Source organism: Type-D symbiont of Plautia stali, assembly GCF_001485335.1.
Classification (GTDB): Bacteria; Pseudomonadota; Gammaproteobacteria; order Enterobacterales; family Enterobacteriaceae; genus Pantoea; species Pantoea vagans_C.
Window position 1 is genome coordinate 37702 of the sequence record NZ_BBOC01000007.1, and the last position, 17499, is coordinate 55200.

The 17499-nt window shown below is 53.0% G+C and carries 17 protein-coding genes; 6 read left to right on the forward strand and 11 right to left on the reverse strand.

From position 1 onward, the window contains the following. Positions 1-37: 37 nt before the first annotated feature. Positions 38-1231: a multidrug effflux MFS transporter gene (locus PSSD_RS03875; RefSeq protein ID WP_058969544.1), complete on the forward strand. Its 1194-nt coding sequence runs from the start codon at positions 38-40 to the stop codon at positions 1229-1231. Here the strand turns inward: PSSD_RS03875 and dadX are convergent. Together dadX and PSSD_RS03885 are read right to left on the reverse strand one after the other, a co-directional pair. After that, positions 1224-2294: a catabolic alanine racemase DadX gene (gene dadX / locus PSSD_RS03880; RefSeq protein WP_058969545.1), complete on the reverse strand. Its 1071-nt coding sequence runs from the start codon at positions 2292-2294 to the stop codon at positions 1224-1226. The genes PSSD_RS03875 and dadX overlap by 8 nt on opposite strands. A gap of 21 nt (positions 2295-2315) precedes the next feature. Further along, positions 2316-3617 carry a D-amino acid dehydrogenase gene (locus PSSD_RS03885; protein WP_058969547.1) on the reverse strand — a complete coding sequence of 434 codons (1302 nt, stop codon included), beginning with the start codon at positions 3615-3617 and terminating at the stop codon, positions 2316-2318. A gap of 502 nt (positions 3618-4119) precedes the next feature. On the opposite strand from PSSD_RS03885, the gene PSSD_RS03890 reads away from it, so the two are divergent. Next, positions 4120-5655 carry a SpoVR family protein gene (locus tag PSSD_RS03890; RefSeq protein WP_058969549.1) on the forward strand — a complete coding sequence of 512 codons (1536 nt, stop codon included), beginning with the start codon at positions 4120-4122 and terminating at the stop codon, positions 5653-5655. 36 nt (positions 5656-5691) lie between these two features. Here the strand turns inward: PSSD_RS03890 and fadR are convergent, their stop codons facing one another. Further along, positions 5692-6411 (reverse strand): fatty acid metabolism transcriptional regulator FadR, encoded by a 720-nt coding sequence (gene fadR / locus PSSD_RS03895; RefSeq protein ID WP_058969550.1) that lies wholly within the window; start codon positions 6409-6411, stop codon positions 5692-5694. 321 nt (positions 6412-6732) lie between these two features. Between fadR and dsbB the strand changes: the two genes are divergently transcribed. Next, positions 6733-7266 (forward strand): disulfide bond formation protein DsbB, encoded by a 534-nt coding sequence (gene dsbB / locus PSSD_RS03900; protein ID WP_058969553.1) that lies wholly within the window; start codon positions 6733-6735, stop codon positions 7264-7266. Between the two features lie 38 nt (positions 7267-7304). Here the strand turns inward: dsbB and ycgN are convergent, their stop codons facing one another. From ycgN to PSSD_RS03915, 3 genes are all read right to left on the reverse strand, one after another. Then, a complete protein-coding gene (gene ycgN, locus PSSD_RS03905) occupies positions 7305-7751 on the reverse strand; it encodes a cysteine cluster protein YcgN (RefSeq protein WP_034828749.1) in 447 nt (148 codons plus the stop codon). A gap of 65 nt (positions 7752-7816) precedes the next feature. Further along, positions 7817-8476 (reverse strand): fumarylacetoacetate hydrolase family protein, encoded by a 660-nt coding sequence (locus PSSD_RS03910; protein WP_058969555.1) that lies wholly within the window; start codon positions 8474-8476, stop codon positions 7817-7819. 268 nt (positions 8477-8744) lie between these two features. Then, complete coding sequence (locus PSSD_RS03915) at positions 8745-9020, reverse strand: YcgL domain-containing protein (protein ID WP_058969556.1); 276 nt, start codon at positions 9018-9020, stop codon at positions 8745-8747. Positions 9021-9173: 153 nt separating this feature from the next. On the opposite strand from PSSD_RS03915, the gene minC reads away from it, so the two are divergent. From minC to minE, 3 genes are read left to right on the forward strand one after another with little or no spacing between them, the layout of a single operon-like run. Then, positions 9174-9884, forward strand: coding sequence for a septum site-determining protein MinC (gene minC / locus PSSD_RS03920; RefSeq protein WP_039335435.1), 711 nt, complete (start codon positions 9174-9176; stop codon positions 9882-9884). 33 nt (positions 9885-9917) lie between these two features. Further along, entirely contained in the window at positions 9918-10730 is an 813-nt protein-coding gene (minD, locus tag PSSD_RS03925; protein ID WP_034828743.1) for a septum site-determining protein MinD, read from the forward strand. 3 nt (positions 10731-10733) lie between these two features. Further along, positions 10734-11003 (forward strand): cell division topological specificity factor MinE, encoded by a 270-nt coding sequence (minE, locus tag PSSD_RS03930; RefSeq protein ID WP_010616394.1) that lies wholly within the window; start codon positions 10734-10736, stop codon positions 11001-11003. 54 nt (positions 11004-11057) lie between these two features. Here the strand turns inward: minE and rnd are convergent, their stop codons facing one another. From rnd to yoaA, 5 genes are all read right to left on the reverse strand, one after another. After that, positions 11058-12179, reverse strand: coding sequence for a ribonuclease D (gene rnd / locus PSSD_RS03935; RefSeq protein ID WP_039335517.1), 1122 nt, complete (start codon positions 12177-12179; stop codon positions 11058-11060). Between the two features lie 98 nt (positions 12180-12277). After that, the gene (gene fadD, locus PSSD_RS03940) at positions 12278-13954 is read right to left on the reverse strand and encodes a long-chain-fatty-acid--CoA ligase FadD (protein WP_153011404.1); all 1677 of its coding nucleotides are present in this window, start codon (positions 13952-13954) and stop codon (positions 12278-12280) included. A gap of 207 nt (positions 13955-14161) precedes the next feature. Beyond that, entirely contained in the window at positions 14162-14758 is a 597-nt protein-coding gene (locus PSSD_RS03945) for a Slp family lipoprotein (RefSeq protein ID WP_058969559.1), read from the reverse strand. A gap of 59 nt (positions 14759-14817) precedes the next feature. Next, a complete protein-coding gene (tsaB, locus tag PSSD_RS03950; protein WP_058969560.1) occupies positions 14818-15516 on the reverse strand; it encodes a tRNA (adenosine(37)-N6)-threonylcarbamoyltransferase complex dimerization subunit type 1 TsaB in 699 nt (232 codons plus the stop codon). 52 nt (positions 15517-15568) lie between these two features. Further along, positions 15569-17479 (reverse strand): DNA repair helicase YoaA, encoded by a 1911-nt coding sequence (yoaA, locus tag PSSD_RS03955; RefSeq protein WP_058969562.1) that lies wholly within the window; start codon positions 17477-17479, stop codon positions 15569-15571. Positions 17480-17499: the final 20 nt, after the last annotated feature.

The window sequence follows — 17499 nt, forward strand, 5'->3', positions numbered from 1 at the left end:
CCTTCCCGCTTGTTTAACAGGTTGTTTCTGGTTCGTAATGCAAAAATTTACCCTGCTACTTTTAAGCCTGGTGCTGCTGGCGCCGCTTGGCATTGATCTTTATCTCCCTACACTTCCGCAAATTGCTGAAGGCCTTAACAGCCCGGTCAGTTTGATTCAGACCACCATTCCCCTGTTTTTGCTGGTGATGGGCATAGGTCAGTTGGTGACGGGTCCTTTGGTCGATAATTATGGACGTAAGCCGATCGCTTTAATTGGGCTGGCGCTCTATATCATCGGCAGCGCTATTGCGGCGACGGCCACCGCGTGGCCCATCTTCTTCCTGGCACGACTCATTCAGGGATGTGCCGTGTGTTGCAGTGCGGTGGTGGCCTTCAGTGGGGTACGCGACCGTTTAAGCGGCGATGAAGCCGCGCGCGCCTATGGTTTTCTTAATGGCGCATTAAATATTGTTCCGGCGCTGGCTCCGCTGCTGGGCGGTATCCTTGCCGAAGCCTACGGCTGGCGTGCACCGTTCTGGTTCCTGTGCAGTTATGCCGCGGTGATTGGCGTGATAGTGGTGTTCTTCCTGCCGGAAACACGCCCTGCGGATACCCTGCGAGTTAAAGGTTTGCCGCTGGCACAGTATGCCGCGATTGCGCGCGAACCGCGCTTCCTCGCGTTTGCCTTTGCGAATGCCGGTGCACTGGGCATGGTGCTGACGTATGTTTCGCTCGCGCCGCATGTTTTGATGACCGAAGGTGGCCTCACGCCGCTGCAGTTCTCGTTTGCCTTTGGTGCCAACGGTTTTTGGATCATGTTGGTCAGTGCGTTTGTGAATAAAACCATCCGTAAAGCCGGGCGGCCCTTCTGTCTGGCGATGGGCTTTTTCACCATGTTAATGGGCGCCATCTTACTGGTGGCTGGAATGCATCTATTCCCTGCTGCATGGCAGACTCACTGGGCGTTATACATGATTCCGGTAGCCGTCTCGGTAGCGGGCTTAGCCTTTACGGTCGGACCTGCCACCAGCTATGCGCTGGAGCCGTATCAACAGCAGGCCGGTGTGGCAGCCGCTTTACAGGGCTTTATTCAGATGGCATGTGGAGCAGGCGGCAGTCTAATCATTGTCGCATTACCGGTCGCGGAGAAATCGGCACTGGCATTGATGATGCTATTAGGTGCAGCGCTGGCACTGATGGCCTGGCGCTGCAGTAAGAAAATGCACGGCAGTGTGACCGCGCTTAAATAACGCTAACCGGCACGCGGGGCGCGAGCGCACACATCAGCTCGTAGCCCACCGTTCCCGAGGCTTTCGCGACTTCATCGATTTTCACCTGATTGCCCCATAGCTCCACTTTCGAGCCGATTCCCGCCTGCGGACAAGGTTCAAGATCAATCATCATCATATCCATGGAAATCGCGCCCAGCGTTTGGGTGCGAATACCCTCAACAGACACGGGCGTGCCCGTTGGCGCATGTCGCGGATAGCCATCAGCGTAGCCACAGGCAACAATACCAATACGCTGCGAAGCTGAGGCATGGTAACGATAACCGTAGCCCACCCCGTCACCGGCAGTGAGTTGCTGTACGCCAATAATCTCACTGTTCAGCGTCATCACCGGTTGCAAGCCGGTGCTGGCAATATCCTGCCAGTCACCGCTTGGGGAAGCACCATACAGAATGATGCCCGGCCGCACCCAGTCAAAATGCGCTTCCGGATGCCATAAGGTCGCAGCTGAGTTGGAAAGAGAACGTGGGCAGTTAAGGCCTTCTGCTGCCAGTTGCACCCGCTTCATCGGCTCAATCAAGCCCTCTGGATTTTCCGCATCGGCGAAATGCGCCATCAACGTCATCTCGCCAACATTTGGCAGTTCACGCAGTTTTTGCCACGCCGCCTGGGCTTGCTCAGGTCGGAAGCCCAGGCGGTTCATGCCGCTGTTGATCTTCAGATAGATATCAATCGGTGCCGAGAGCGTGGCTTTTGCCAGCGCCTGGATTTGCCAGTTACTGTGCACGCTGGTGGTCAGACGGTAACGATCAATCAGCGTTAGATCTTCCGCATGGAAAAATCCTTCCAGCAGCAGGATCGGCTTTTTCCAGCCCTGCTCGCGCAGCAGAATCGCTTCTTCCATGTTCAGCAACGCGAAACCATCCGTCTGCGCCAGGCTCTGCCAGACGCGGGTGATTCCGTGTCCGTAAGCGTTGGCTTTTACCACCGACCAGATACGCGACTGCGGTGCCGCCTGACGAACAATCGCCAGATTGTGGCTCAGCGCCTGTTGATTGATGGTGGCGCCAATAGGACGTGACATGCGTTTGCTCTCCCTGAGGTCTTAACGCGCCGCGTTAACGTTACGCAACGGCGATGAATGGGCTTCGAAACCTGGCAGATAGCGCAGCACAGAGAGATCGTCTGCAGCAATTGCCGGTTTCTGACCAGAAATCAAATCGGCCAACAGCTGACCGGAACCACAGGCCATGGTCCATCCCAGCGTACCGTGACCGGTATTGAGATAGAGATTGGAGAGCGGCGTGCGCCCAACAATCGGCGTACCGTCTGGCGTCATAGGGCGCAATCCGGTCCAGAACGTGGCCTGTTCAACAAAACCGCCTTCAGGATAGAGATCGCTGACCACCATCTCCAGCGTTTCACGTCGTGCTGGCGTCAGTTTGGTGTTAAAACCAACAATTTCCGCCATACCACCGACGCGGATACGATCGTCAAAGCGCGTTACCGCCACTTTGTAGGTCTCATCGAGAATTGTGGAAACCGGTGCGGCCTCAGGATTCTTAATCGGGATGGTGAGTGAGTAGCCTTTAAGCGGATAAACCGGGATGGCGATAATATCTTTGAGCAGCGCGGTCGAATAGGAACCAAAGGCCACCACGTAGGCATCGGCTTTAATCACTTCGTCGCCACACTTCACGCCGTAGATCCGATTACCTTCGCGCAGCAACTGATCCACTTCCATGTTGTAGCGGAAGGTCACGCCAGCGGCGGCGGCCATATCCGCTAAGCGTTGGGTAAAGAGTTGGCAGTCACCGGTTTCATCATTCGGCAGACGCAAACCGCCAGTGAGTTTGTGGGCGGTGGCCGCTAACGCCGGTTCAACACTGTGAAGCTGGTGTGCTTCCAGCAGCTCGTAAGGCACGCCAGCGTCTTTCAACACGGCGATATCTTTGCTGGCACTGTCGAACTGCTGCTGCGTGCGGAAGAGCTGTAGCGTTCCGCCTTGTCGACCTTCATAGGCAATGCCAGTGGTGGCACGCAGGGTTTTCAGGCAATCACGGCTGTATTCCGCAATCCGCACCATGCGGCCTTTGTTCTCTTGATAGTGGCGCATGTCGCAATTGCGCAGCATATTCCACATCCACTCCAGCTGGAATTTACTGCCATCGAGGCGAACCGCCAGAGGCGCGTGGCGCTGGAACATCCATTTAACAGCCTTCAAGGGCACACCCGGTGCCGCCCAAGGCGCAGCATAGCCGGGGGAGATCTGCCCGGCGTTACCGGCACTGGTCTCCAGAGCGGCAGCGGGCTGGCGATCGATCACCGTGACTTCATGCCCCGCCTGTGCCAGATACCAGGCACTTGCCACCCCGACAACCCCACTTCCAAGAATCACTACGCGCATAAGCCCCTCGTCGCGGCAAAAAGCATAATCAACTATGAATGCCGCCTGCATTAGCATAACCAGACGACTGATTTAATCTTACATTCGACAGATACATTTCACATGTTTTTCACGTTCCTGCACACAGAAATCATGAGGCAGTGCAAAAATCAGGATTTTTTATGCCATAAAACCATTAACCAGCGATTTATTATGCGGAAGGCAGTGCTTTTATCTTTTTTCAGGACAAAGCGCCACAGTCATACAATGCACTTATAAACAGCATTTTATCCTGCCATTAAAAATAAAACCCGCATTTGTCATTAGCAAAACCTTAAGCAGCGAATTTTGAATGATTTTGTGCCAAAAGAATTCGTTTGAGTTCCGGTTTCGGATAAGCGACAGTGGACTATCATTGAAGTGTTCGCTCAGTTTTTTTGGGCCGTCTTTCTCAGGATGAAGCCTTAAACGATCGTGACAGGTGACAATCCGTTGCCTGCCGCTTGCAAAACAGAGGTGCGCTATGACGACAATCTTTGACGAGCCAACCCGGAGCAGTAAACGACTCAGTGATGGGCCAGACTGGACATTCGAATTGCTTGATGTCTATTTGGCAGAGATCGACCGCGTGGCGAAAAGCTACGGGCTTGATACCTATCCGCATCAAATCGAAGTCATCACCTCCGAACAAATGATGGATGCCTACTCCAGCGTGGGGATGCCAATCAACTATGCACACTGGTCGTTCGGGAAGAAATTCATTGAAACCGAACAGCGCTATAAGCATGGCCAGCAGGGGCTGGCTTACGAAATAGTGATCAATTCCAATCCGTGTATCGCCTATCTGATGGAAGAGAACACCATGACCATGCAGGCCCTGGTCATGGCGCACGCCTGTTACGGTCACAACTCTTTCTTCAAAAATAATTATCTATTCCGCAGTTGGACCGATGCCAGCTCCATTGTCGATTACCTGCTGTTTGCACGTAATTACATCTCCGACTGCGAAGAGCGATTCGGCGTCGAGGAGGTCGAACGTCTGCTCGACTCCTGCCATGCGTTGATGAACTACGGCGTGGATCGCTATAAACGCCCGCAAAAAATCTCACTGCAGGAAGAGAAGGCGCGACAGAAAAGCCGTGAAGAGTATCTGCAAAGCCAGGTGAATACCCTGTGGCGTACCCTGCCGCGTAAAGAGAAGGAGTCGGTGCACGTTGAGGCCTCACGTTACCCGTCTGAGCCGCAGGAAAACTTGCTGTACTTTATGGAAAAGAATGCCCCGTTGCTCGAGTCCTGGCAGCGTGAAGTGCTGCGTATTGTACGCAAGGTCAGCCAGTATTTTTACCCGCAAAAACAGACCCAGGTGATGAACGAAGGGTGGGCAACCTTCTGGCATTACACCATCCTGAATCACCTGTATGACGAAGGTAAGGTGTCGGAACGCTTTATGATGGAGTTCCTGCACAGTCACACCAATGTGGTGTATCAACCGCCGTATAACAGCCAGTGGTACAACGGCATTAACCCGTATGCGCTTGGCTTTGCCATGTTCCAGGACATCAAGCGTATCTGCCAGTCACCGACGGAGGAAGACCGTTACTGGTTCCCAGACATCGCGGGTTCTGACTGGTTGAAAACGCTGCACTTTGCTATGCGAGAATTCAAGGACGAGAGCTTTATTAGTCAGTTCCTGTCGCCGAAAGTGATGCGTGATTTCCGTTTGTTTACGGTGATGGATGACGATCGCAATAATTTCCTGGAAATTGCCGCGATTCATGATGAGGCCGGTTACCGCGCGATACGACAGCAGTTGTCAGCGCAGTACAACCTCAGCAATCTGGAACCGAACATTCAGGTGTACAACGTCGATCTGCGTGGTGACCGTTCACTGACCCTGCGCTATGTGCCACAACAGCGTGCGCCACTCGACAAAAGCCGCAAGGAAGTGCTTAAGCATGTGAATCGCTTGTGGGGTTTCGATGTCATTCTGGAACAGCAGAATGAGGATGGTAGCGTCGAACTGCTTGATCGCGCGCCTACACGCGGCCCCACCTTGTAAGGCATAAAAAAACCGGACTGATGAGGTCCGGTTTTTTTATCGCTTGCTGGCTAAATCGTCCGGCATGCTCTTCTGCATACTGTGCCAAATCTCGCCGCTGCGACGTCCATATTCGCGCACGCAATCCACAATCTGATCCTGCGTCGGATTAACGCTGCACAAGTCTGCCAGTTGGCGGTAGAAATTGCGTGCCTGCTGACGCGCCTCTGGGTTGGAGAAATAGTGGCGTCCAACGCGGGTATACAGCCCTTTCAGCCCATTAAGGATCAAACCATAAATGGGGTTGCCCGAGGCAAACGCTAAACCACGAAACACACGATAATCCAGTTCGGTGTAGGCCTCTGCCTTATCCTCTTCCGCTAACGCGCTTTCTAACACTTCACGCGCTTTATCAGGATGGTGGCGTAGTGCGCGGCTGATAAAGATCGACGCGATATTGGTTCGCACTGACAACAGGTTATCAATCAACTGGGGCACGCTATCGTGATCAAGGCGGGCCAGGGTTTCCAGGATGTTTAAACCTGAGGTTTCCCAGAAATCATTCACGCGCGTCGGTTTACCATGTTGAATGGTCAGCCAACCATCACGTGCCAGACGCTGTAACACCTCTCGCAGCGTGGTACGGGTGACGCCAATCAATTCAGAAAGCTCACGTTCGGCAGGTAGGATCGACCCCGGCGGAAAACGACTGTTCCAGATGCTTTCAATAATATACTCTTCAGCAAATCCTGCGGGGCTTTGCGCCTTAATCACCATAGCATTTATTTCTCATTGCTTTCTTTGTCGTAATGGCACTCATCATACCAGAGGGCCTATAGCGTAAATAGCCTGACAACTGATTAAAAGCGCGCGCTGGCGCAAAAATTCAGTCTTGTTATCCTCGTGGTGACGGTAAAAACGCACTCGTTTGCGTTGTGCTGTCCGCCTGCCACTCCTTATCCAGGAAGGAAATGCCATTATTTTTGGCCTGGATCAGGCTTAAGTCATTTTTGTACATGATTTTTTCCCTTTACCTGGCTGGCACGGTTACGCTTTTGGTTTACACTGCGAAGCATTAACGGTTACAGGATAAGCAATATGTTGCGATATTTAAATCAATGCTCACGAGGTCGTGGAGCATGGTTATTGTTGGCTCTTACAGCTCTGGCTTTTGAACTCACCGCACTGTTTTTTCAACACGTCATGGGGCTAAAACCCTGTGTGATGTGCATTTATGAACGTTGTGCCTTATTTGGCGTGATGGGCGCAGGCATTGTCGGCGCGTTTGCCCCTAAAAGCTTGCCCGTGCGTTGGGCAGCGATCCTGATTTGGCTCTACAGTGCCTACAAAGGTCTGATGCTTTCCATTGAGCACACCAACATTCAGCTTCATCCTAATCCGTTTGTGACCTGTGATTTCGCCGCCCGTTTCCCAAGCTGGCTGCCACTGGATAAATGGTTGCCGTCAGTGTTTGTGGCGAGTGGCGATTGCGCTGAACGTAGCTGGACCTTCCTGACATGGAGCATGCCGCAGTGGATGATTGTGATCTTCGCGGCTTACCTGCTGGTGGGTGCATTGGTGTTAATCTCACAACCTTTCAAACCTAAACGTCGCGATCTTTTCGGTCGTTAAGCCCAAATGAAACAGGCAGCCAAGGCTGCCTGTTTTTCTTATCCGTTACGATCGGGTCGATCGATAATGTGGTCTTCCCAGTCGCGTACTTCACTTTCCCGCACCGCGATATAGCGCACAGAAATACGCTGCGCATGCATCGCCTTCTTCGAACCCGCCACCAGCGGATGCCAGGCCGGCAGTGTGCCACCCTCGCCTAACAGACGGTAGGCACAGGTACGCGGCAGCCAGTTAAAGGTGGTGAGGTTTTCCCGCGTCAGCTTGATGCAATCTTCTTCATACTCAAAACGGCGCTCGTAGTTTCGGCACTGACAGGTTTTGATGTTCAGTTGATTGCAGGCAACGTTGGTAAAGTAAATTTCGTCGGTGTCCGCATCCTGCAACTTGTTCAGGCAGCACTGGCCGCAGCCGTCACACAGCGATTCCCATTCTGCGTCGTCCATTTGGTCAAGGCGTTTTGTTTGCCAGAAAGGTTGTTCAGTCATGATGGCGGTCCGGGTTGTGCAACAAGACCGCACCTTATAAAGGTTCAGGTGCGGTGATGCAAGTTTTACAGTACGCGCGTAGTAATACCGTGACCGGCTAGCGAGATTCCAAGTTTATCGCCAGAACGCATTGGGCCCACGCCTTCAGGGGTGCCTGTCAGCACCACATCGCCTGCGCGCAGCGTGAAATACTGGCTCATGTAGGCAATCAACGGCAGAATTTTGTGGATCATATCGGCGGTAGAACCGTGCTGACGCACTTCGCCATTGACCACCAGTTTCAACTCAGTATCTTGCGGATCGCCACTGAATTCGGCCACCGGGATAAATCCTGACAGCGGGCATGAGTTATCGAAGCCTTTAGATTTTTCCCACGGCTGGCCCGCTTTCTTTAAGCCTGCTTGTACATCACGCAGCGTTAAGTCCAGCGCCACGCCGTAGCCGGCAATCGCTTTTGCCACATGCTCTTCGGTCGCCTGCTTCAACGTCGAACCAATTAACACCGCCAGTTCAACTTCGTGATGCACTTCACCGAAGTTATCCGGAATGGAGAGTGGCTGGCGTAAATCACACACGGCGGTTTCTGGTTTGATAAAGACGACTGGCTCTGTTGGCGTTGCACTGCCCATTTCCTTGATATGCTTCGCATAGTTGCTGCCCACGCAAACCACTTTGCTGACGGGATAATCCAACAAAGCGCCTTGCCAGTTACGATGCTGATACATGCTATTCCCCTGCTTGTGTTGTGTTTGATGCCAGCTGTGCTGGCGGATGAGTCAGGTTCAGTGCCGGAACGCGGCAGGCTGAGGAGGATTATATTAGCGGTTTTATCGCGTCAGGCGTGGCGGAAATTGTCAAAAGTCGTTAATTGTTCACCAGGAACGGCGAAGACATGTAGGATTAAATGCCCGCAATTAAGCTTTTGCGCGGGCAATTAATTAATGCAAATAACACTGAGGATATTTACAGGATATATTTACAGATGAATCCGAATTAATCTTTTTTACCCAGTTCGCGATGAATGTTGAGCAGATTTTCGACCGGCGGTGGGATCTGTAAATAATAGCCGTTATCGCTCAATCCTTGCTTAACTTTATTGATATCAGCATTAGCCAGTTTGTCGCGTTTGTCCAGCGACAGCACCATCGCCAGCTTGGGTTTACCAAAGCCACGCAACAACTCATCAGGAACGCGCGAAAAATCGTCTTTTTTTTCAACATAAAGATAAGTCTGGTCGCGTTGCGGGCTTCTATAGATCACACAAAACATATTTTTTACTCGAATTAACCGATGGCGTCACTTGCCTGAATATAGCAGTAACTATAACATGCTTGCAGAACTTCGAATATTGACCGTTTGATGTTAATGACGATTTTATCGCTGGACATCTTAGGGTCGTAAAACAGGACTGAGTCAGGACAGATGTCGCAAACGCCAATCGAATTCAAGGGAAGCAGTTTTACCCTGTCAGTCGTTCATCTGCACCATTCGCAACCCGAGGTGATTCGTCAGGCACTGCAGGACAAAATCGATCAGGCCCCTGCTTTTTTGCAGAATGCCCCGGTGGTGCTTAATGTCTCTGCTTTGAACGGCGACATTAACTGGAAGCAGATGCAGCAAGCCGTCATCGCGACAGGTTTGCGCATTGTTGGTGTCAGCGGTTGCAAAGATGAAGCCCTGAAAAAAATGATTGCGCGCGCCGGTTTGCCCGTGCTGTCAGAAGGCAAAGAGAATCGTAAACGCGCAGAAGCGCCCGTGGCAGAAACCGCGTTACCGGTTGCTGCTCCTGTGGTTGAAGGTGCCGGCAAAACCCGCATCATCAACACACCGGTACGTTCTGGTCAGCAGATTTACGCACGCAATGCTGACCTTATCGTCACCAATAGCGTCAGCGCCGGTGCCGAACTGGTTGCCGACGGCAACATTCATATTTACGGCATGATGCGTGGCCGTGCGCTGGCCGGAGCCAGCGGCGCACGTGACAGCCAAATTTTTTGCACCAACCTCGCAGCCGAGTTGGTTTCTATTGCCGGTGAATACTGGATCATGGATCAAATCCCGGCGGAATTCTTTGGTAAAGCCGCGCGCCTGTGTCTTAAAGAAGGCGCGCTCACCATCCAGACACTTTATTAGGCCCCTTTTCTTTCGTTAAGGAAATCAACATTTATGGCACGCATCATTGTAGTTACATCGGGTAAAGGGGGCGTTGGCAAGACCACGTCAAGCGCGGCCATCGCCACAGGGTTAGCGCAAAAGGGCAAAAAGACTGTTGTGATCGATTTTGATATCGGTCTGCGTAACCTTGACTTGATCATGGGTTGTGAACGCCGTGTGGTCTATGATTTCGTCAACGTCATTCAGGGTGACGCCACGCTGAACCAGGCGCTGATTCGTGATAAGCGCACTGAGCAGCTCTACATTCTGCCCGCTTCACAAACCCGCGACAAAGATGCACTGACCCGCGAAGGCGTGGAAAAAGTGCTGAACGATTTGGCCGCGATGGAGTTTGATTTCATCGTTTGCGATTCGCCAGCAGGTATCGAAACCGGTGCGCTGATGGCTCTGTACTTCGCCGACGAAGCAATCATTACCACCAACCCGGAAGTCTCTTCCGTACGTGACTCAGACCGTATTCTCGGCATTATTTCGTCAAAATCACGTCGTGCAGAAAACAGCCAGGACCCGGTGAAAGAGCACCTGCTTCTGACCCGTTACAACCCGGGCCGCGTCACCCGTGGCGACATGCTGAGCATGGAAGACGTACTGGAAATCTTGCGTATTCCACTGGTTGGTGTGATCCCAGAAGATCAGTCTGTGCTGCGTGCCTCTAACCAAGGTGAGCCGGTGATCCTCGACGCTAACTCTGACGCCGGTAAAGCTTACGCTGATACCGTAGATCGCCTGCTTGGCGAAGAACGCCCCTTCCGCTTTATTGAAGAAGAGAAGAAGGGTTTCCTGAAACGCCTGTTCGGGGGATAACCAATGGCATTACTTGATTTCTTTTTATCCCGTAAGAAGAACACAGCCAATATAGCCAAGGAAAGGCTGCAGATTATCGTGGCCGAGCGCAGAAGGGGCGACAGTGAGCCCCATTACCTGCCGCAGCTCAAGCGCGATATTTTGGAAGTGATCTGTAAGTACGTGAAAATAGACCCGGATATGGTGACCGTTCAGTTGGATCAGAAAGGGGACGATATCTCCATCCTGGAGCTGAACGTCACGTTGCCGGAGACGGAAGACGTTCCTAAATGACAGCAGCAGGTTCCTGATTTTCCCCTGCGTCGTGCGCAGGGGAAAATGCAGCGCTTACAGCGCCTGTAAGATCTCGTCGATGCGAGCCTGAAGCAACTCCCCTCGCCAGCCGGTCAGCAGTTCCGGTGTGCGGCAGCCACTCTTTAAGCCCCAATACACGCTCAGCACCTGATTGATCTGACGACGCGAAGCCAGTAACTCCTGACTAAAACCGGTCTCTTCACTGACCTGCACCACCAACGCTTTAATTGCCTTAAACGCCTGTTTGTAATGCGGATGGTCGATCAGATTAGGCAAAGGAGGCGGTAATGTTGCTTCATCCTGCGCTTGTGCTTCAGCCACCAGAGCAACCATTGCTTTGCCATGGAAACGAATTTCGTGACCGTTAAGACCCAGATGATCCAGTTCACCTAAACTTCCCGGCATAAAGCGGGCCACTTTCCACAGATTCTCTTCGCGCACCACAAAGTTTACTGCCATGTCTTTTTGACGGGCAATGGTCAAACGCCACGCGGCCAGGCGCTGTAACGCCGCCAGCTGACGTGGGCGCAGTTGCCATGCATTGGTGATGTCGCGCCACGCATCTTCGGGTTTCAGCACATCCAGGCGACGCTGGCACAGGTTATCGCACTCACTCAGTGCCGCCGCCATATTGCCAGCAGCTTCAGTTTGCTCCACCAGTTGATGCGCAATTGGCAGTAAATACGCCACATCCGCCGCCGCATAAGTACATTGACGCTCTGTCAGCGGACGCGCCAACCAGTCGGTTCGGGCTTCACTTTTATCCAGCTCGATTTGATTAAAGTGATTCACCATCGAGGCAAAACCCCATGACAGCGGTTGCCCGGCAAAGGCTGCCAGGATCTGGGTATCCACCATCGGGTCAGGCAGGCAGTTAAAACGGTGCAGGAACACTTCGAGATCTTCGCCACCCGCATGCAGGAACTTGGTCACCTGCTTGTTTTGCAACAGCGCGATAAACGGCGTCCAGTCGTTGATATTCAGTGGATCGATAAGAACCAGTTGTTCACCATCAAACAGTTGGATCAGGCCCAACTGTGGATAGTAAGTGCGGGTACGCACAAACTCAGTATCCAGCGCTACCGCATCATGCTTAAGCGCCAGTTCGCACACGGCCGCCAGCTGACTGTCTTGGTCGATCAAAGTGTAATTCACGTATTCATTCTCGCTGCGACACACTTCGCGCAGCGCTCCATGTTAAAAGCAATAAAAACGCCGGACTGAGCCGGCGTTAACCTAAGGAGAAAAGCAGATTACTGCCCTTCTCGCTTCGCCTCGTCCCGCAGTTCGCGGCGCAAAATTTTGCCCACGTTGGTCTTTGGCAGCTCGTCACGAAACTCGATTATCTTCGGCACTTTATAGCCGGTGAGCTGGCGACGGCAATGATCCAGCACCTCTTCTTTCGACAGCGAAGGATCCTTTTTGACGATGCACACTTTCACGGCTTCGCCTGAGAGATCGCTGGGTACCCCAATCGCCGCGGCTTCTCGGACTTTGGGATGCTGCATCAGGACATCTTCGATTTCGTTAGGATACACGTTAAAGCCCGACACCAGAATCATGTCTTTCTTACGGTCAACGATGCGAATGAAGCCTTCGCTATCAACGGTAACAACATCACCGGTATGCAGCCAGCCATTTTTTAGCACTTCTTCCGTCGCATCCGGCCGCTGCCAGTAGCCCACCATCACTTGTGGCCCACGAATACAGAGTTCACCGGGTTCGCCTGGCGCCACATCGTTATCTTCATCATCAACAATGCGTACGTCCGTAGAAGGCACTGGCAGGCCGATACTGCCGGTGTGACAGGTAATGTCATAAGGGTTAACAGAAACCAGCGGGGAACACTCCGTCAGACCATAACCTTCCAGCAGATAATGCCCGGTGAGTTTTTCCCAACGCTCGGCCACCGCTTTCTGCACTGCCATGCCCCCGCCTGCAGATAACCGCAGTGTGGAGAAATCCAGCTTGTTGAAATTGTCATCATTCAGCAACGCGTTAAACAGCGTATTCACACCGGTAATGGCCGTGAAGGGGAATTTACTCAGCTCTTTAACAAATCCGGGGATGTCGCGCGGGTTGGTGATCAACAGATTCGTCCCCCCGAGGTCGAGGAACAGCAAGCCGTTAACCGTCAGCGCAAAAATGTGGTAAAGCGGCAGCGCCGTTACCACATTTTCTTTACCCGCCCGTAGCAATTTGCCGTACGTGGCTTTGGTCTGCTCCAGATTGGCCTGCATGTTGCCATGGGTGAGCATGGCCCCTTTCGCCACACCGGTGGTGCCGCCGGTATATTGCAGGAAGGCCAAATCGTTATTGGTCACGGTTGGACGCTGGTAGCGCATCTGCGCACCCTGCTGCAATGCGTGACGGAACGGAACCGCCCCAGGCAGATGGTATTTTGGCACCAGCTTCTTAACGTATTTCACCACGAAGTTAACCAGCGTGGCTTTCACCGGGGCAAGTTGGTCGCCCATGCGCGTCAGCATCACGTGTTTAATCGGCGTCTCCGCGACCACCTTTTCCAGGGTATGGGCAAAGTTAGAGACAATCACAATGGCGCTGGCACCACTGTCATTTAGTTGATGCTTAAGTTCACGCGGTGTGTAGAGGGGGTTAACGTTCACCACCACCATGCCGGCACGTAATACACCAAACAGCGCCACTGGATACTGCAGCAGGTTCGGCATCATCAGTGCCACTCGATCGCCCTGTTTAAGCCCTAAACCTTGCTGTAGCCAGGCGGCAAAATCGCGGCTCTGCTTATCCAGCTGACGATAGGTCATCGGCTGGCCCATATTGACGAACGCCGTTTTATCGGCGTACTGCAATGCTGCGTGCTCGAAAAGCTCGACCAAAGAGGTATAACGGTCCGCATTAATTTCCGCAGGTACGTCTGCCGGATAGCGTTTGAGCCAAACCTTATTCAAAGAGTCACCCCGATATTCTTGTTGCGTAGCCATCGCCGCCTCTGCAATCAGTGTTGTTAACAATATTTTAACTGATTGTACCAGTTTGCCTGTTTCGGCATTTTCAGGTTGCGAAGCCCATCACTAAATTTCGCGCATCGGTTGCGCTGCCAATAAAAAAGCCCGGTCGCGAGCGCCGCGACCGGGCCGTTATCTAATAATAATGGGTTATTCGGTAAGGATGGTTTGCACCTGCGCTGGCCCGGTGTTCATGTTCATCCCCCAATAGGGGTTTGGCCCCCAGTAACCTGGGTGACGACGCGTCGGACCATACCAAATCCATGGATCTATCGGTTGAGGCGGTGTCATCACTTGCTGTGTTAAGTGCCAACGTTGATAGCCACGCACATCCACCACCACAAAGTTGTAACTGGCTTTGCCAATTTCACCTTTTTCAACGCCTTTAATATTTCCCAGCACCGTGACGTATTGGTTGTTCAGGTCAACGGGATCGACAAATCCACGGATGTCGGCAAATATCCGGCCAACGGAAGCGGCACCTAATTGAGGACGCGCGCTGTCATCCAGCGGCTGAGTGGCAATCTCCAGGCGGGTTAAACCGGTCAGATTCGTCACTTTTACCACTTTCCCACCAAAACGCGACTCCTGCCCGACATACAACTGTGGAGCATTCATCACACGTAATAAATCTTGCTGTGGAAGCTGAGAACTCCCTTTAATGGAATCTGGCACCGAAACGCAACCGCTCAGCAGTAACGCGCAGGCTAACAGAGCGCCAGACATCCCTTTACGACTCATTGGCATAGCACTTCTCCTGTTATTTCTCAGTTAGACTGAGCGGTGACGGAATAGTTGCGTATCGCTTAGCGGCCAGGCAACTTTTTCCATGCCACTTCATTACGCAAATAAACCGGTTCCGCATGCTCTACCGCGACAGTTTCACCGCGCTGTAAGGCACACTGCGCCAGCGGCAACATGTCTTCCGCCGCAGGCAGTGTGACGTCGGTGGTCATTAACGTAGCCACCGAGCCATTCAGCAGATGGGGATAAGCCTGCCAGCCAGTGCCGACTGTTGCCCATTCACCGCTCAACTGCGCGATGCGTGCCTCTGCCGCTTCGGGCTTGAGCACGGCTTCAGTTTCTGCACCCAGCCATTCGCCATTTTCATCACGCTGATATTCTGCCCAGTACACTTCTCCCATGCGCGCATCAATAGCTGCCAACACGCGCGTGGCGCCCGTCAAGCGCCATGCGCCTTGCGCCATGGTGGCGAGTGAGGAGATGCCAATCATCGGCAAGTTCGCACCTAATGCCAGCCCTTGGGCAATACCAATGCCAATACGCACGCCGGTAAAACTGCCCGGACCGCGTCCAAACGCTAACGCGTCAAGCGCCGTCAGGTCCAGTTGCTGTAACTGCAACAGCTCCTGCACGAGGGGTAATATGCGTTGGGTATGATCGCGCGGGGCGATTTCGAAACGGGCATCGATCTGCTGCTGGTTGAGCAGCGCGGCAGAACAGGCTTCTGTCGCCGTGTCCAGGGCTAAAATTCGGGCGGACATAACAACCTCTGAGAGTCAAAATGGCGCGCATCTTAACATAGCCTGGCACAAATTACTGATTCTCTGCCCGACGAACAAATTCAATAGCGCGGAGGAGATCGCGGGTGCGCGGCGTAGGTGGCAAACTGTTGAGAAACAATCCGCCATAAGGACGAGAAACCAGACGCTGATCGCAAATCACCAAGACGCCTCGATCTTCGGTGTCACGAATTAAACGGCCCACCCCCTGTTTCAGGGTGATCACCGCGTCCGGCAGTTGCACATCATTGAACGGATCCCCGCCGCGTACCCGGCAATCCTCCATGCGTGCTTTTAATAAGGGGTCCTCGGGTGAGGTAAACGGTAGCTTATCGATGATCACTAATGACAGTGCATCACCGCGCACATCAACGCCTTCCCAGAAACTGCTGGTCGCCACCAGCAGTGCATTCCCCGCCTCAAGGAATTGCTTCAGCAGTTGCCCTTTGCTGGTTTCACCTTGCAGCAACACCGGCAAGGTCATGGAAGCGCGAAATTCTGCGGCCAGCTCTCGCATCATTTTGTGTGAGGTACACAAGAAGAAACAGCGGCCTTTATTGGCATCGATCAGGGGTTTCATCATGCGCGCAAGCTGACGCGCACCGCCGGGCTGATTAGGTTCAGGCATATTACGCGGCACGCACAACAACGCCTGCTGTGCATAATCGAATGGGCTATCGAGGATCAGCGTTTTCGCTTTATCGACGCCAAGACGACTGGAGAAGTGGCTCATTTGCTCATTGACGGCGAGTGTAGCGGAGGTAAATACCCAAGCCGCTTTGCGGTTATCCATCACTTCACGAAAACGTTCCGCGACGGATAGCGGGGTCAGTGCCAACGTGAAATGGCGACTGGTGCACTCATACCAGTAACTAAAACCGGGTTCATCAATGGCGCGCAGCCGTTTCAGACGCGTGCGATACAGCGCAGCGCGCTCAAAAGCCGCATCCAACAGCGCCGAGCGTCCTAAAGATAATTTGATGACGTCGTAACACAGCTCCAGCGCATCATCCAGCAGCGTAAACATACGCATGATGTTGTTATCACTGAGAAGATCGCGCAGATTGCCACGAAAACCGGGTTCACCCAAGGTAAGACGAAAATCCTGAGCGCACTGTGCGAGGCGGTCAGCCGATTTCTGCAATTGCTGAACATCGCGCACTTCAGTGCGGTAGGCAATGATGATGTCTTTGGCGAGGTCCTGAAGCTGGCGGCTGGAAAGCTGCTGGCCAAAATACTGGCTGGCGATGTCGGGCAACTGATGGGCTTCATCGAAGATCATGACATCCGCCTCAGGGATCAACTCACCGAAACCGCCCTCTTTTACCACCAAATCGGCCAGGAACAGATGGTGGTTCACCACCACCACATCCGCGTCCATGGCCTTTCTACGGGCTTTCACCACGAAACAATCTTTATACAACGGGCAGTCGCTGCCGAGACAGTTATCGTTGGTGCTAGTGACAAAAGGCCAGATGGGGCTGTCTTCCGCCACGTCGGTGCAACTGCTGACATCGCCATCAACGGTTTGCGATGACCAACTGCGCACGTTGATCAGATCGCCCAGCGCCTGCACGGTAAGATCGCCACCCGTTTGATTTTGCTGCTCAAGGCGCTCAAGACATAAATAATTTGAGCGCCCTTTCAGTAACGCGGTTTTGCCGCTGAATTTGAGTGCCCGCGCAATGGTCGGCAGGTCACGATTGTAGAGTTGGTCCTGTAACGCTTTGGAGCCGGTAGAGACGATGACCTTTTTCTTCGCGCGCAATGCGGGTGCCAGATAGGCATAGGTTTTCCCGGTACCGGTGCCGGCTTCAACCACCAACTCTCCACCATTGCCCACCGCTTCCGTGACCGCCTGTGCCATTTCACGCTGTGCTGCTCGAGGTTTAAATCCCGGAATCGCCTGCGCTAGCGCACCATCAGTTGCAAAATCGTCTGCCACACATCCTCACCGATTGCCCA